Annotated in this window: 12 protein-coding genes; 7 read left to right on the forward strand and 5 right to left on the reverse strand. The window is 59.7% G+C overall.

Annotated features, from left to right (window positions below; genetic code table 11):
- The first annotated feature begins 384 nt into the window (after window positions 1-384).
- On the forward strand, window positions 385-1314 hold the full coding sequence (locus DW195_RS09690; RefSeq protein WP_118206575.1) for a helix-turn-helix domain-containing protein: 930 nt from the start codon (window positions 385-387) through the stop codon (window positions 1312-1314).
- Between the two features lie 455 nt (window positions 1315-1769).
- Complete coding sequence (locus tag DW195_RS09695; protein WP_118206576.1) at window positions 1770-2090, forward strand: multidrug transporter; 321 nt, start codon at window positions 1770-1772, stop codon at window positions 2088-2090.
- Between the two features lie 116 nt (window positions 2091-2206).
- Here DW195_RS09695 and DW195_RS09700 read toward each other — a convergent pair whose 3' ends face one another.
- Together DW195_RS09700 and DW195_RS09705 are read right to left on the reverse strand one after the other, a co-directional pair.
- A complete protein-coding gene (locus tag DW195_RS09700) occupies window positions 2207-4972 on the reverse strand; it encodes an FtsX-like permease family protein (RefSeq protein ID WP_233540858.1) in 2766 nt (921 codons plus the stop codon).
- A 5-nt stretch (window positions 4973-4977) separates the two neighbouring features.
- Window positions 4978-5679 carry an ABC transporter ATP-binding protein gene (locus tag DW195_RS09705; protein WP_118206577.1) on the reverse strand — a complete coding sequence of 234 codons (702 nt, stop codon included), beginning with the start codon at window positions 5677-5679 and terminating at the stop codon, window positions 4978-4980.
- 271 nt (window positions 5680-5950) lie between these two features.
- On the opposite strand from DW195_RS09705, the gene DW195_RS09710 reads away from it, so the two are divergent.
- Together DW195_RS09710 and DW195_RS09715 are read left to right on the forward strand one after the other, a co-directional pair.
- Window positions 5951-6589, forward strand: coding sequence for a GyrI-like domain-containing protein (locus DW195_RS09710; RefSeq protein ID WP_117756864.1), 639 nt, complete (start codon window positions 5951-5953; stop codon window positions 6587-6589).
- A 185-nt stretch (window positions 6590-6774) separates the two neighbouring features.
- The gene (locus DW195_RS09715) at window positions 6775-8010 is read left to right on the forward strand and encodes a chloride channel protein (protein ID WP_118206578.1); all 1236 of its coding nucleotides are present in this window, start codon (window positions 6775-6777) and stop codon (window positions 8008-8010) included.
- Between the two features lie 208 nt (window positions 8011-8218).
- Here DW195_RS09715 and DW195_RS09720 read toward each other — a convergent pair whose 3' ends face one another.
- On the reverse strand, window positions 8219-9592 hold the full coding sequence (locus tag DW195_RS09720) for a sensor histidine kinase KdpD (protein WP_147356510.1): 1374 nt from the start codon (window positions 9590-9592) through the stop codon (window positions 8219-8221).
- Window positions 9593-9594: 2 nt separating this feature from the next.
- Entirely contained in the window at window positions 9595-10278 is a 684-nt protein-coding gene (locus tag DW195_RS09725) for a response regulator transcription factor (protein ID WP_118206580.1), read from the reverse strand.
- 298 nt (window positions 10279-10576) lie between these two features.
- Between DW195_RS09725 and DW195_RS09730 the strand changes: the two genes are divergently transcribed.
- Genes DW195_RS09730 through DW195_RS09740 form a run of 3 tightly spaced genes read left to right on the forward strand, consistent with a single transcriptional unit; the run spans window position 10577 to window position 14328 of the window.
- Entirely contained in the window at window positions 10577-11200 is a 624-nt protein-coding gene (locus tag DW195_RS09730) for a hypothetical protein (protein WP_118206581.1), read from the forward strand.
- Between the two features lie 24 nt (window positions 11201-11224).
- Window positions 11225-12166 (forward strand): glycosyltransferase, encoded by a 942-nt coding sequence (locus DW195_RS09735; RefSeq protein ID WP_118206582.1) that lies wholly within the window; start codon window positions 11225-11227, stop codon window positions 12164-12166.
- Window positions 12166-14328, forward strand: coding sequence for a glycosyltransferase family 39 protein (locus DW195_RS09740; RefSeq protein WP_118206583.1), 2163 nt, complete (start codon window positions 12166-12168; stop codon window positions 14326-14328). Before DW195_RS09735 ends, DW195_RS09740 begins: the two co-directional genes overlap by 1 nt.
- 87 nt (window positions 14329-14415) lie before the next feature.
- On the opposite strand, the gene DW195_RS09745 is transcribed toward DW195_RS09740, so the two are convergent.
- The gene (locus DW195_RS09745; RefSeq protein ID WP_233540859.1) at window positions 14416-14994 is read right to left on the reverse strand and encodes a methylated-DNA--[protein]-cysteine S-methyltransferase; all 579 of its coding nucleotides are present in this window, start codon (window positions 14992-14994) and stop codon (window positions 14416-14418) included.
- Between the last annotated feature and the right edge of the window lie 313 nt (window positions 14995-15307).

Raw genomic sequence — 15307 nt, forward strand, 5'->3', positions numbered from 1 at the left:
CCGTGCGCTTCGCGCGGCGGGGTCCTTCCGTCCTGCGGAAAGATTTGGGAGGTAAGCCCTGGGGCCTCCTGCGGTAACTAGGGAGGCCGAGGCTATTCGTCTTCTTGCTGCGGGTGCCTGGCCTGAAATTCAGTTGCGGTGAAATAGTTCCTGCTTAGCCCGCAAATGGCTGAATCCAGGAACTATTCCACCGCAACTTACTGAGTGGGGGCTCTTGGCTGCTACTTGCACTGACATTTGTCCTGAAATGGCTGGTCGTTAGGGGTTGCTACCGGTAGTTGCGGTAGGGTTGGGGCAGATTCTAACTAGAAATGGTGGTCGCTACCGGTTGTTCTCGGCATACTCGGCTCATTCGATTACGGTCACCACATGAAAGGAACTGCCATGGATCTTGCGATGGCACAGCGGCTCGTTGATCGCCGCAAGGCTGCCGGGCTTTCTCAGGAGGCACTTGCCGCCCAGTTGGGCGTGAGTCGTCAGGCTGTCAGTAAATGGGAGCGCAGCGAATCCTCGCCCGATACCGATAACCTTATTGCGCTCGCCGCGCTGTATGGCGTGTCGCTGGATGAGCTGCTGTATGGGGAGGCGGTGGATAGCACTGATGACTCGCAAGCTGATGATGAGGCGCAGAACAGCAACGCCGGCACCAAAGCTTCAGATGAGGCTGAGGCTTCTACTGTGCACGCTGATTGCAGCGATAAGCCACTTGTCGATATTTCCCTCGCACGCGGCATCCACGTTATCGATCCCGACAAAGGCGAAGAAGTCCATGTTGGCTGGGACGGCATCCATGTGACCAACGAGCGCAAGGGCGAAGAGGTGCATGTGGGGCCGGGCGGCGTGCATATCGATACGCTTGAGGACGATGGACATAGCGTGCGTACCAATGACGACGGCACCGTCACCATCGACGGCGAGACGTTTTCCAGCTGGAAGGAAGCACACGACAAGCTCGACCATCATGGCAAGCATTTCCACACCAAGGTCGGACGTGCATGGAACAAGTTTCCCTTCCCCGCACTTGTCGCTCTCGCCTATCTGGTGCTCGGCATTGTCTACGGCACATGGGCTACGGGACTCTTCCTCGTCTTTTTGATTCCCGTCTATTACGCGCTTGGCGACTTTATCGACCAACGCCACTTATCTAAGCTGATCGATGTCGTCTATTCAGTTAGTGCCGAGGCATGGTTCCTCTACATGTGGCTCTGCTTGGGGCAGCCCCATCCCGCCTGGGTAATACTCATCACCATCCCGGTTGTAAAAGCACTTATGCGTTGGTGCCGTAAACAATGGAAGCATCGCGAGCGAGCCTAAACCATCCCAGCCCGACAGCAGCACCCAACTAGTACCCCCTCCCGCCCATCCCTCCTAAGTTGCGGTGATATAGTTCCGGTTTGAGCCTTGAGTAGTCGACCTTAGGAACTATTCCACCGCAACTTACGAATGATCGGAGCGGCTACAGCACAAGCGTCGGCGTTCGTTTGATGGTCCGCCACGAAAAGGGCCCATCTACTACGATGAACTCAATGGGGCCGACCATACCCGCCTTTTTCGAAAACTGGCAAGCCTTCTACCTGCGGTTTTATTTTTCGTTTTCCCGGCATGGTTGAGGGTATCCAATTAAACGTAGTAGATAGGCCCATTTTGTGGCATACGACCCATTCAAGCCCAATCTCGAAGGCTAAAGAGAGCCTCTCATCCACGCCTGGGAGCGAAAACCAAATAGAATGAAAGGCAAATGGAAAGCCCGTTTGACGAGCGGAGGACATATGTGCGACGTAGCCGAAAGCGACTGGAAGCTGTTTAAGAAAATGCTTCCTCAATGGCAAGAACGTTATATGGAAAAGCTCATCGCCCAGTACGTTGAGATGCTGAACGGCGACGGTGAAGCGTCCAGTAGATTTTGGGCACTAGAAGAGCGCCTCAATAGAGACAAGCTGTCCTCAGGCGTAATTGCAAACGACATTCGCCGCAGCACAATGCACCGCGAGATAGCCAATTTGCTTATCGACAGCGTGATCACCCTTGACGACCTTGACGGTTTTACCGAGGACATTAAGACCTATGCGCAACACTGGATTGGCCAGTAAGAGCACTGGACGACAGACCTCCCCAGCAAAACGGGACAAACGCCGGGCCACCTAATGGTTGCCCGGCGTTTGCCCAGATAAAACCTGCCAAAATAAACCTGTCCCTTTTTGGCAGGTCACTCGGCGCTCTTGAGGGCGCCGACCATGTCGATCTTGTTGAGGGTACGGTTGGTGGCAAGGTTGACGATAAACGTAAAGCCAAAGGAAAGCACCACGGCGAGCACGTAGCTTAGCGGCTCGACTTCAACGTCAAAGTACAGCGACGGCATCTGCAAAATGTAGGTAAAGCTCTCGGCCAGCAAGCCGCCCAGCGGCACGCCCAGCGCAGCGCCGATCGCCGTGAGAATCAGCGTCTCCTTGTTGACGTAATGGTGCACCTCGCCACGGCGGAAGCCCAACACCTTGATGGTCGCCAGCTCGCGCTCGCGCTCGGAGATATTCGTGTTGGACAGCGTAAACACCACCACAAACGACAGGCACGCCGCCATAAAGGTCACGAGCACCACGACCGAATTGATAATCGTAAAGTTCGCTTCGTAGTTCTCCCAATGCTCGGCCGTACTCGAAATCGTAAGCCAACCGTCGCTCTTAAGATTCTTGCTAAACGCAATCTGGTCGGCCGACGAGCCCTTAAGCAGCACAAAGACGCCGTTGAGGCGTGCGCTTCGACCGAACGCGCGCTCATAGGTGCCCTGCGTCATGTAAAGCGTGTTGCCCAGATAGTTAAGCGAAATGTCACTGACTTTGACCTTGGCAACACTGAGCGACGAATCCTGGACGTGTGCCGTATCGCCCGGCTGAATCCCCAGCACCAGCTGTGAACTCTTACTCAGATACACGTCTCCGTCACGCAAAGACAGCAGCTCTTTGGACTCGTCCTCGAGGCGCACATAGTCGTCCAGGTCGTTCGTGCGGTCATCGGGCACCACGATCAGCTGCACAGTCTCGCTCTTGCCGCCAAACGTAAAGGTGACGTTGTCGGTCATAATCGGCAGCGTCGAAGTCACGGTCACGTTGGAATCATTGGCCGCGCTGCGCTCATCCAACGCCGCGCACGTCTGCGTAAAGTCATCGGGGTTGGCGACCGCCAGCAAGTCATAACGCGTGATATGCCCGTACTGTTTGGGCGAAAGCGCCACCGACGTATCGCGAATACCCATACCGCAGATCACAAGCGCGGTGCAACCCGCGATGCCAAAGATGGTCATAAAGGCGCGCTTTTTATAGCGGAATAGGTTGCGTGCAGCGACCTTGTTCAAAAAGCCCATGCGGCGCCAGATAAAGCCGATGCGCTCGAGCAAGATGCGCGAGCCGGCGCGCGGAGCCTTGGGGCGCATGAGCGAGGCCGGGGTCTCGGCCATCTCGTGGCGGCAGGCGATAATTGTGGCGCCCACCACGCCCACGGCAAACAGCGCTACCGACACGAGCGACGACACGATGTCGTACGAAAGCAGCATCTGGGGCAGCGAGTACATGTCGTCGAACACCGTAAACAGGAACAGCGGCAGGCCCACAAATCCGATGATATTGCCGAGCACGCCGCCGATCAGGCACGCCCACAGCGAGTAGTCCACGTATTTGGACAGAATGCGCCCGCGCGAATAACCGAGCGCCTTATACAGGCCGATGAGCGTGCGCTCCTCCTCGACCATACGCGTGGCGGTGGTAAGGCTGATGAGCACGGCGACGATAAAGAAGATGAACGGGAACACCGTCGCAATAGCCTCAATTGACGAGCTATCGCTCTCCACGCTTGAGTAGCTTGCGATATTGTCGCGGTCCTGGATGTACCACGTGCATTCACCCAAATCGGAAAGCTCGGCGCGGGCATCGGCAAACTGCTGGCCGGCGGCGGCGCGGCGCTGATCCAGGTCGGCCTGAGCCTGGACGCGTTCCTCGCTGCCCTGGGCCATGCGATTGATGTTGTCCTGTTCAATCCCAAAGAGCATATTCGCCTGGCGCTCGGCCGCATCCAAGCTTGCCGGCGTGTCGACTGTCAGCTCCTGAGCGCGCGCCTTCTCACGCTCCTCGCGGATCTTCTCTATATTGCCCTTGACCTTGTTGATCTTTGCCGCGTAGGCATCCGAATAGGAGTTGAGGCTCTTGGCTCCCTCGACGATCACGTGGACCGCGGAGTAGGAAGAAGATGTCGCGGCGTCCTCGCTCACATAGAACTTATAGTCCGCCGCCGAAGCAGCGCGAAAGGCGTTGACTGTCGAGTCGGAGCTCACATCAGTGGGATCGAGGACCTCGGCCGTAATGGTGTAATCGCCCGCAGCAAACTGGTCCTTGGCGCTTTGGTTCGACGAGCTCGCATCGTTGGCGGCAAAGCTCACCGTATCGCCGATTTTCTTGCCCGAAGCCTTCAAAAAACGTGAGGTCACTGCCACTTCGCCCGAAGTCTCGGGCAGCTCGCCGCGTACTAGCACCGGTTGGTCAATATTCTCTTTGGAGAGGCTCTGTACGACGACACGCTCGCGCGTCGTACCCACGGCGGTATAGGCGGTCTCGGTATAGATGCCCTCGGCCGTCTCGACGCCATCGACCTCTTGGATCGCAGCAAGATCGTCATCGGTCAGACCATAGGTCGACTGCACGTTGATGTCATAGACATTCTGCTGGTCAAAATAAGCGTCGACCGAATCACACAGGTCCTCACAGCCCGCCTTAAGGCCGCACATCACGCTCACGCCAAGCGCCGTGATGATCACGATTGACAAGAAGCGCTTAAGGCTGCCGCGAATCGTGCGGTAGATGCCACGGCGAAAAACCGTCGGCACCATATCGTTTGAGCTTTGGGCGGTGCGGTAGGTCGTAAAATCCTGCTCGCGCTCCGTGTTCTGCGCGTCGCGGCGCTGGCTGTTTTGGCGGTCCTGGTCCATGGGCGCTACCACTCGATCGTCTCGATAGGCACGGGATTTTGCTGGACCGTCTCGCTCTCCACGCGGCCGCTCTTAAAGCGAATCAGGCGATCGGCCATGGGCGCCAGCGCAGAGTTGTGAGTGATGATAATGACCGTAATGCCCTGCTTGCGACAGGTGTCCTGTAGCAGCTGCAAGATCTGCTTGCCGGTTTTATAGTCGAGCGCGCCCGTGGGCTCGTCGCACAAAAGCAGCTTGGGGTTCTTGGCCAGCGCGCGGGCGATGGATACGCGCTGCTGCTCGCCGCCCGAAAGCTGCGCCGGAAAGTTGCCCAAGCGCTCGCCCAGGCCGACCTGACGAAGCGTCTGTTCGGCATCGAGCGAATCAGGGCAGATCTGCGCCGCGAGTTCGACGTTCTCAAGCGCCGTCAGGTTAGGAACCAGATTGTAGAACTGGAAGACAAAGCCGACGTCGGCGCGGCGGTACTCCACGAGCTGCGCCTCGTTGGCGGAGCTCACATCGCGCCCGTCCACCGTCACAGTGCCGGAAGTTGCCGTGTCCATGCCGCCCAAGATGTTGAGCGCCGTGGTTTTACCGGCGCCCGAAGCACCCAGAATGATGGCGAGCTCGCCGCGCTCGACCGTAAAGCTCGCGCCGTCGAGCGCGTGGATGCGGGCGTCGCCTTCGCCGTATGCTTTGATGACGTCTTTGAATTCGATATAGGCCATCGATTAATTCCCATCTGGTCGGATAACTCTTTAGTATTACCCATTTCCCACCTACCAAAAAGGGACAGGTTTATTTTGGCAGGTTTTATATGGGGAAACGGCAGCTATAGATGAGGCGCCGGGGAGGCCGAGAAATCATCGACGGGGTCAGGCCGACCGCCAAGCACAACGCACGCATCTCAATCTGTCAGCCAAATCATTCGAACAGCTGTTCGTTTCTATGATATGATTCGACTATCTAAGCGGGCCAATACGCAGAAAGGCGGCCAACATGGCGTTCGACTTTAAGAAGGAATGCAAGGAGCTCTATAAACCTGCAAGCAAGCCGAGTATCGTAACTGTCCCGCCTATGAGCTACGTTGCCGTTCGCGGAAAGGGCGACCCAAATACCGAAGGTGGCGAGTATCAAAACGCCCTGCCGCTACTTTACGGCATCGCCTATACCGTCAAGATGTCGAAGAAAGGCTCAAGGAGTATCGAGGGCTATTTCGACTTTGTGGTACCGCCGCTCGAGGGTTTCTGGTGGCAAGAATCCCCGAGCGGCGACATCGATTATGTACACAAGGACAATTTCAACTTTATCTCGTGCATCCGCCTGCCCGATTTCGTCACCCGAGATGACTTTGACTGGGCAGTCGCGGAAGCCACGACCAAAAAGAAACTGGACTTTTCCGCCGTCGAACTGCTTAAAGTTGACGAGGGTCTCTGCGTTCAATGCATGCACACCGGGCCCTACGACAACGAACCGGCGACCGTAGACGCTATGCATGAATACACGACCGAGCTGGGCTATGTTCCCGACTTCTCAGACACCCGTTTACATCACGAAATCTATCTCTCCGATCCACGCAAATGCGCACCGGAGAAACTTAAGACCGTGGTTCGTCATCCTATCAAGCGCGCTGAATAGCGTGGGGCGTCATTTCACGCGCTAGGTTTTAAGCCAGCCAACCAGCCTCCTCCCAGGCTGTCCGGTAATTATCTTGACGCGGCCCGTCGCATCTTATAAGTTTGTTTTGCTAAAGCTGGAAAGCCTCTCAACGATGCGCAACTCCAGCTCTTTTTCTATCAAGAGAGCAAGTGTCGGAAAGCAAAATGTCAGAAAGCAGCGCATCGAGCAGGATTAAACGCCTGGTCAACACCTATAGTGGCCTCGTGCTTATGGGTGCCGTCGGAATCCCTATTGGCATCATCGTTGGAGCCATCTGCGCCCTCTTTGGTCGCGTGCTTCTGACGATTGGCGCCTTCCGAGACGCGCACATCGTACTGCTCCTTCCCTTCCTCGCCCTCATGGGCTTGGCCATCGTATTTGCCTACCGTACCTGGGGCAAAGGCACCGATCGGGGCATGAGCTTAGTATTCGACGTAGGTCACGGGCGCGAGGGCGCCATCTCCCCGCGTTTGGTGCCGCTCATTATACTGAGCACGTGGGGAACGCACCTCTTTGGCGGCAGTGCGGGACGCGAGGGCGTGGCCGTGCAGATTGGCGCAACCGTCTCGCACTGGATCGGCCGGCGTCTACCTTTCCGAGACCCCGGCAACACGTTTTTGCTTATCGGCATGGCTGCCGGCTTTGCCGGACTCTTTCGAACGCCGCTCGCCGCCACGGTCTTTGCTATCGAAGTACTAGTCGCAGGACGCATGGAGTACCGCGCGCTGTTCCCCGCGCTTACGGCCTCGCTCGCTGCAAGTATGACCTCCGGCGCCCTGGGGCTCGAGAAGTTCGAGGTCACCGTTGCCGCCTCGTATGCGCTCGACCTCCCCGGTCTTGTACGGCTGGCGCTGTTGGGCATCGCGTTTGGCATGGTGGGTGGCGCTTTTGCCTGGTGCCTTGCCCACGCCAAGACCCTTGCGGCGCGGCTGTTCCCCAACCCTTATACGCGCATTGCCGTTATGGGCCTTGTGCTGTCGGCGATTTTGTTCGCGCTGTGGCAAGGGCGATACTGCGGACTTGGCACCAACCTGATATCGGCGGCACTCAACGGTGACGGCACCGCCACCATCATGCCTTGGGACTGGGCGCTCAAATTCGTACTCACCATCGCCACGCTTGCCGCAGGATATCAGGGTGGCGAGGTGACGCCGCTGTTCTCCATCGGAGCCAGCCTGGGTGTCGTACTCGCCGGGATTCTCGGCATGCCCGTCGAGCTCTGCGCCGCGCTGGGATACGCCGCCGTCTTTGGCAGCGCCACCAACACGCTGCTCGCGCCGATCCTCATTGGCTGCGAGGTCTTCGGTTTCGGTAATCTGCCGATGTTCTTCATCGTCTGCGTTGTGGCTTATCTGTTCAACATGGACAAATCAATCTACGCTCTGCAAAAGCGAGCGTAGAAGATCACTCTGCCGATAGTGTCATCCGGAAACGGCATCCCATTCTGAGGCAATATTCTGGGTTGAAGCTTCCACTCGAGAGCGCGTTCGGAAAGCACATCCCATTCTAAGACAGAATTCCGGGACGCAGTTTTCGCCCATACCCCCTCCCGTCGACGTTTCCCCAGATAAAACCTGCCAAGATAAACCTGTCCCTTTTTGGCAGGTTTTAGAAGCGGACGATGAAGGTGATCTGATGGTCGTGGCTGGACACGGTAGCGGAGCCGCCATGGGCCTCGGCGATGGCACGCACCACAGACAGGCCCACGCCCGAGCCGCCCGTCTTGGAGCTACGCGACACGTCCGCACGATAGAAGCGGTCGAACAATCGATCTAGGTCGCCCTCGGGCAGCGAATCGACGGCATTCGATACGACAAGCTCTGCCGAGCCTTTGCCCGCACCACGCGAAACGGCGCGCAGACTCAACTCGATCACGCTGCCCTCGCTCGCATAGCGCGTGGCGTTGTCCAGCAGCAACTCAACCACCTGCGTCACCGCCGCAGCATCGGCATGAGCGCGCACGCCGGTCGCGACCGACATCGACAGGCGCTTGCCGCGCGAGACCGCCACCGATTCAAACGGCGCGGCTGCCTTGTCAACTGCCTCCGAGAGATCGATCGACGCCATGGTAAAGCCCGCCGAGCCCTCGTCCATGCGCGCCAAAAATACCAGACGCTCCGTAAGTGCCGTCAGTCGCGCCACCTGCTCGTGAATGCTCTGCGTCCACTCACTCTCGCCGCTTTCAATCTCTTGTACCTCGTTCGCGGCATCAATCACAGCCAGCGGTGTCTTGATCTCGTGGCTCGCATCGGTAATAAAGCGCTTTTGCTTGCTGTAGCTCTCGACCATCGGTCGAATCACGGCGCCCGAGGCGACCGTTACAATTGCCAGCACCGCCAGCCAGCCAATGCAGCTGATTGCCACACTCGCGCTCAAAAACGAATGGAAACTTGCAAGCTCGCGCGAACAGTCCACGAACACATAGGTTGTCTTGTCGCCCTGAACCGTAGCCGTATAACGGTAGTTACCAGAAAAGCCCGAAGTCCATCCCTTGGAATCCAGCCCCATGGCAATACGGGCGGCACGCTTGGCGCCCACCGCGGCAATGCGGGCGGTATTGACATCGACCACCTGTCCATCGACAAGCGTCACCGTAAAGTAGCGCGTGTCGAAGGGAGATTCCGCCGTCATACCTTCAAAATGCCCGGCGCGCACGGCCACCCGGTCACCTGCAGCGGCCTTACCGGCGCCCACATCCTGGCCGGGATCGGTCCTGGGCTCTTCTTCCCAATCGATGCCGCCCTTGCCTGCCAGGATATAGTCCAAGCGCGCATCGGCCATTTTGCAGACGTGCGAGTAATTCACGACATTGATGCCGGCAATGATGAGCGTGAGCACCACGGTCACGGCGCCCATGGCAACGAGGATAAACTTGCGACGCAGGCGGCGGCCCAATGCGTCAGCAGAATTTGCCCGCCCTGCACTACGAAAGGTGGCACGAAACCGCTCAGTCACGTGCTTCCACCACGCGCGTACGCTCACGCCTACTCGCCTTCCTCGACAACCTCGAGCGAATATCCCTGGTTGCGCGACGCGCGGATGGCCACGTTGGCACCCAGCGCCGTCAGTTTTTTGCGCAGGTACGAGATATAGACCCACACCACATTGGCGCCCTCGGGCGCGTCCTCGCCCCAAACCTCGAGCATCAGACGCTCGGTGGGCATGCGCGTGCCGGCGTTGCGCATAAAGAGCTCCATGAGCTGAAACTCGCGATTGGCCAGATGCTCCTCGCCCAAGGGACCCACAAGCGTGCACGATGCCGTATCGAGACGCACATTGCCCACGCTGAGCGTCGTGGCATCAATTGCCGTCGCGGCACGCGTCATGGCTCGAATGCGAGCGAGCAGCTCCTTAGCGGCAAACGGCTTAGTCAGGTAATCGTTGGCGCCGGCGTCCAAGCCCTCGACCTTATCGGACACCTCGCTTTTTGCCGTAAGCATGATGATGGGCAGACGTTTACCGGCCTCACGTGTGCGCTTGAGCACCTCAATGCCGTCCATGCCAGGCATCATGATGTCCAGAATCGCGGCGTCATAGTCGTTAGCGAGCAGATACTCGAGCGCCGTCAGACCGTCGAGCGCGGTGTCGACCTCGTAGTCGCTATGTTGAAGAATCGCGGTAAGGGCGCGGGAGAGGCCGGGTTCGTCCTCGGCAAGCATCAGCTTCATAGTTGCTCCTTTGGCGCATGGCTATACAAGTTTCGATACTGCCGATGATAGCGCACCGTCAACTGCCTTAGCGCAGCCTTAGCCGCTCAACCTGCGCGTTTTCAAATACGCAGGATGTGGCTTAGCCAAACTTAAGCCGCCGATACCGAGCGCCCGGACGCATACCGGCCGCGGTAGAACAGCATCGTCACGAGGACAGCCGTACCACCTCGCGACGGCATGCCAAGACCATGCCATCCCCTTTGATGCGGGAGCCGCCAACGCGGGCGGCTCCGCGCCTATCCGATTGGAGAACACTATGGACAGCTTGTTCAACCGCAATACCGACGGCGTCACCGGCAGCGAGAGCGCCGAGCCCAATACGGCATCCCAACACGCAGCGAGCGATGTGCCCGCCACGGTCGTCAATCCGCTCTATGCGGGAGAGTCTGCTGGAGAGCGCGCCATGCCCGCCAGCACGTCGGCGCCCGCTCCCGATACCCGCGCATATGTCGCCGAACCCGTCCCGCAGCAGACGATCTCCACCAAAGAGCACGACGACAAACGGCCCAGTCGCGCCGCCAACCTGCTCCTAGTCGCAACGCTCGCCGCCGTTTGTGGCCTCGCTGGCGGGCTTGCAGGTGGTGCCATCATGAGCGCCGCGACCGGCGGATCGGCCCAGGCCGCGCAGGGTGGCATGGGTGGCGGCCAGGGCGGCATGCAGGGTGGCGGCATGCCCGGTGCAGACGGGACCACGGGTGATGGCACTAGCGAGGGTACGGCAAATGGCAACGCAGCGCCGGACGGGCAGGCGCCCACGGGCACGCCCGACGCCGGTGACACAGCCGACACTTCGGCCGACGGTTCAAACGACGCCGCAGGCGATACGTCCACGGACGCAGTCAATAGCCACGCCACCTCGCAGACTTCCCTTTCCGTCTAGCCGCCTGAACAGAAAGGCATCATCATGACTAAACCCGATATCATCACGCAGGACGCCCGCACCGCGTCTGCCGCCACGCAAAATCGCCCTACGTCTGCAGACGCTCGGCCACAAACCACGGCGACGGCTCAGGCAATCCAATGCGAGCCCTCCCCTTCTTCCATTCTCAACTGCGGCGAGCCGCGCGAAGTCGACTGCGACTTTGTCATCCCCGTCTTTAACGAGCAGGCCGAACTCGGCTCCTCGATCATGCTACTGATGGATCAGTTACGCGAGATTTCACTCCATGCCAAGTCGTTTACCTGGCAGATCGTGATTGCCGACAACGCCAGCAGCGACAAGACCTGGGAACTCGCCCGCATCCTCGCCTGCAAGTTTTCCTTTACGCTCCGTGCCATCCGCATTCCCCAAAAGGGTCGCGGCCGTGCTCTCAAAATCGCGTGGAGCACGTCCAAGGCCCGCGTGCGCGCCTATATGGATGTCGACCTTTCCACCGATATTCGGCAGATTCCCGAACTTGTCGGCCCCATTTTGGACGGGCGCGCCGACGTTTGCTTTGGCTCACGCCTGCTGCCGGCATCGCGCGTGGAGCGCTGCGCCAAGCGTGAGTTTATCTCGCGCTCGTACAACCGCATGCTGCAGGGCTATCTGGACGTGCATTTTCACGATGCGCAGTGCGGGTTTAAGGCGATTTCTGCCGAGGCTGCAGACACGTTGTTGCCGTTTATCCAAGACAACGAATGGTTCTTCGACACCGAGCTTTTGGTCCTGGCCGAACGCATGGGCATCGCATCCTGCGAGTTTGCCGTGCGATGGAAGGAAGATCCCGGCACCACGGTGCACATCGTCGACACGGTACGTAAGGACCTTGCCGGCATGAAGCGACTCAAGGCGAGCGAGGGACAGACGTGTCCCTCGCGGCCCGACGCATATCGCTATCCCCTCAAGCAGGCGGCTGATGCCTGATGAGCCTTGATACCCGTCGCCGATCGGCGAACGCATCACAAGGGGCGCGCTCTCTTCGCCGCGAGCTGTGCGCGTCCTCGGCCCCATCGCTCGCCCCCGCCCGCGGCCCGATCGACTGGATCGCCGTTGCACTGCTCATGCTTGCAGCCACATTCGTCTTCTTTTGGAACCTGACCGCCTCGGGCTATGCCAACGAGTTTTACAGCGCCGCCGCACAGGCGGGCTCCAAGAACTGGGAGGCTTTCCTATGGGGCAGTCTGGATGCCGGCAACGCCATTACCGTCGATAAACCACCCGCATCCATTTGGCTCATGGCGCTTTCGGTGCGCCTGCTGGGCCTGAGCTCGTTTGCGATCCTGCTGCCGCAGGCGCTCATGGGTGTGGCATGCACGTATCTGCTCTACGCCACCGTACGCCGCGTGTGGGGCAACGCCGCGGGCATCGTGGCCGGCATCGTGTTTATCACCACGCCCGTCGCGGCCCTCATGTTCCGCTTCAACAACCCCGATGCCCTGCTTATCTTGCTTATGCTGGGTGCCGCAGCCTGCGTATTACGTGGGCTCGAACTGCCGGCGGACCGCCACGGCAACCGCGTACGCACCCGTTGGTACGCCGTGGCCGGGCTGTTGATCGGCTTGGGCTTTTTGACCAAACAGTTCCAAGTGCTTTTGGTGCTCCCTGGCTTTGGTCTGGCCATGTTACTGCTTTCGCCCACGACCTGGCCGCGCCGCCTGGTCGACGCCGTTGTGGCGCTCGGCGCCATGGTCGTCGGCGCCGGCTGGTGGGTACTGCTCACCGTGCTGGTGCCGAGCGGCTCGCGCCCCTATTTTGGAGGCTCGCAGACCGATTCGTTTATCGAGCTTACCTTTAGCTACAACGGCTTGGGGCGCCTAACCGGCAACGAGACCGGCTCGGTCATCCCCGGAGCGTCCGAGGCACTCAACGGCGCCAGCCAGGGCGGCATGTGGGGCGAAACCGGCCTGTTCCGCCTATGGACGAGCGACTTCGGCGACCAGATCACCTGGCTCGCCCCCATCACCTTCGCCGCCATCATACTCGGCCTTATCGCCGCCACGCCCGCCAAAAAGGGACAGGTTTATTTTGGTAGGTTTTATCTGGGAAAACGCAGGCACGAAGTCGACCCGGACACCGTCACGCGCATTCGCCGCGCGCAGATTGTCATCTTTGGCACCTGGCTTGTCGTGACCTGGCTCGTCTTTAGTTTTATGGCCGGCATCTTCCATGCCTACTACACCGTGGCGCTCTCACCCGCCATTGCCACGCTTGTCGCCATATGCGTGGCCAGCCTGCTTGCACTGCGCGATCGCCCCTGGATGCCGGGTATCACGGGGCTTCTGATCGCCGTGACGAGCACCTGGGATATGGCGCTGATTCTACGCTCCGGCAGTTTTGCCTGGCTGGGTGTCTGCATCGGCGTGATTGGCGTGGCGGCAGGACTTGCACTCTGCATCATCGGCTTTTGGATGCAGGATCGCTTGCCTACGACATGGCCTTTGACTCTGAAACACGGCGCCCGCGGCGTTGCGACGATCGGCATCGTTGCCCTCTTAGCTGGGCCGATTGTTTGGACCGCCTGCACGATTTCGACCGGGCACACTGGCTCGATCGTCACGGCGGGACCGAGCGGCAACATGGGCGGTGGCCCCGGCGGTGGTGGCCCCGGCGGCAACGGGGCACCGAATGGCGCTGGCGGAAGCGCAGACGACAGCTCATCCGGCGAGAGTGACTCGGACAGCACCGACGTGGGTATGCCGAACGGCGGCTCTGGCCTGCTCGGCGGCACGTCCGCCAACGATAGCCTGGTCGAGCTGCTCACACAAAATGCCAGCGGTTACCGCTGGGCGGCGGCGACCACGGGCTCTCAAAACGCCGCGAGCTACCAACTGGCAAGCGAGCTTCCCGTCATGGCCATCGGTGGCTTTAACGGATCGGACCCCGTGCCCACGCTCGATGAGTTCAAGGCCTACGTTGCCCAAGGCCTCATCCGCTACTACATCGCAAGCGGCGGCATGGGTGGCGGTATGGGCGGCACGCAGATGGGCGGTTCGAGCGCTGCAAGCGAGATCGCCGAATGGGTCGCTCGAAACTACACGGCCCAGACCATCGGCAACTCAACCGTCTACGACCTGCAAGAGCAATAGGGGTTTCCTGCCGTTAAACAAAAGGCGCCGCGAAAGGACAGCGACTCGTCCCTTCGCGGCGCCTTCGTCATGCAAAGTGCCCTGGAGTTACTCCTCGTACGCGCCCTCAAGCCGAAGCAGCCACTCCTTGCGGTCGAGGCCGCCGGCATATCCGTTGAGCGATCCGTCGGCCGCGACCACGCGATGGCACGGCACGATTATCGAAATGGGATTACGCGCAACCGCAGCCCCCACCGCACGAGGAGACACGACGGGTGCCTCGTTTCCCGGCACACGATGTCGAGCCGCAACACGCTGGGCGACCTCGCCATACGTAGTGACCTCGCCACGTGGAATTGAAAGCAGTTCAAACCAAACTTCACGTTGAAACGCCGTGCCGATCATATGCAACGGCGGCGTAAATCGAGGCTCCTGCCCCGCAAAATAGGCATTCAACCAAGCCCAAGAACGCTCAAGCACCGAAGAAGCCGCGCCATTTGCCGGACTCACCGAAGACATCCCACCGGTACCGGAAACCGCGTCGGCGCCTTCAACATGTTCGGGGTCTTCCCGGAGAAGCGTGGAACCAAAGTGCTCCTGTCCCTCAAACCAAAGCCCCGTCAAACCGCGGCCATCAGCGGCAAGCAGGATTTCGCCCAAAGGCGAAGCAAACGTCGTCGTGACCACCAGCGGCTCCTTTCAAAACTCCGCAACATAATACCGCGAATTGTGCAGACAGCCCCAATCGACCCCAAAGTCACCCATGGCAGCAGGCGCAACGCGCCGCAGCTGCCGGCCGTGCTCCGCAGTCCCCCAAGGCGGCAGGCGCGAAGCGCCGGGGCCGCCGCCGGGACCAGGGCCTGCAACGGCCACGTGCCCCCACATCAGCCCAGCGGCCTCAACCAACAACGGCCCCATCGCAGACCGCTCGCAGCAGCGTCACCGCAGGCGGGGGCCGGGCCTAGTTTTCAGAACACCCCGCAGACCAGTGTGGCGCCTT

The sequence above is a fragment of the Collinsella sp. AM17-1 genome (assembly GCF_003470665.1).
In the GTDB taxonomy this organism is placed as follows: Bacteria; Actinomycetota; Coriobacteriia; order Coriobacteriales; family Coriobacteriaceae; genus Collinsella.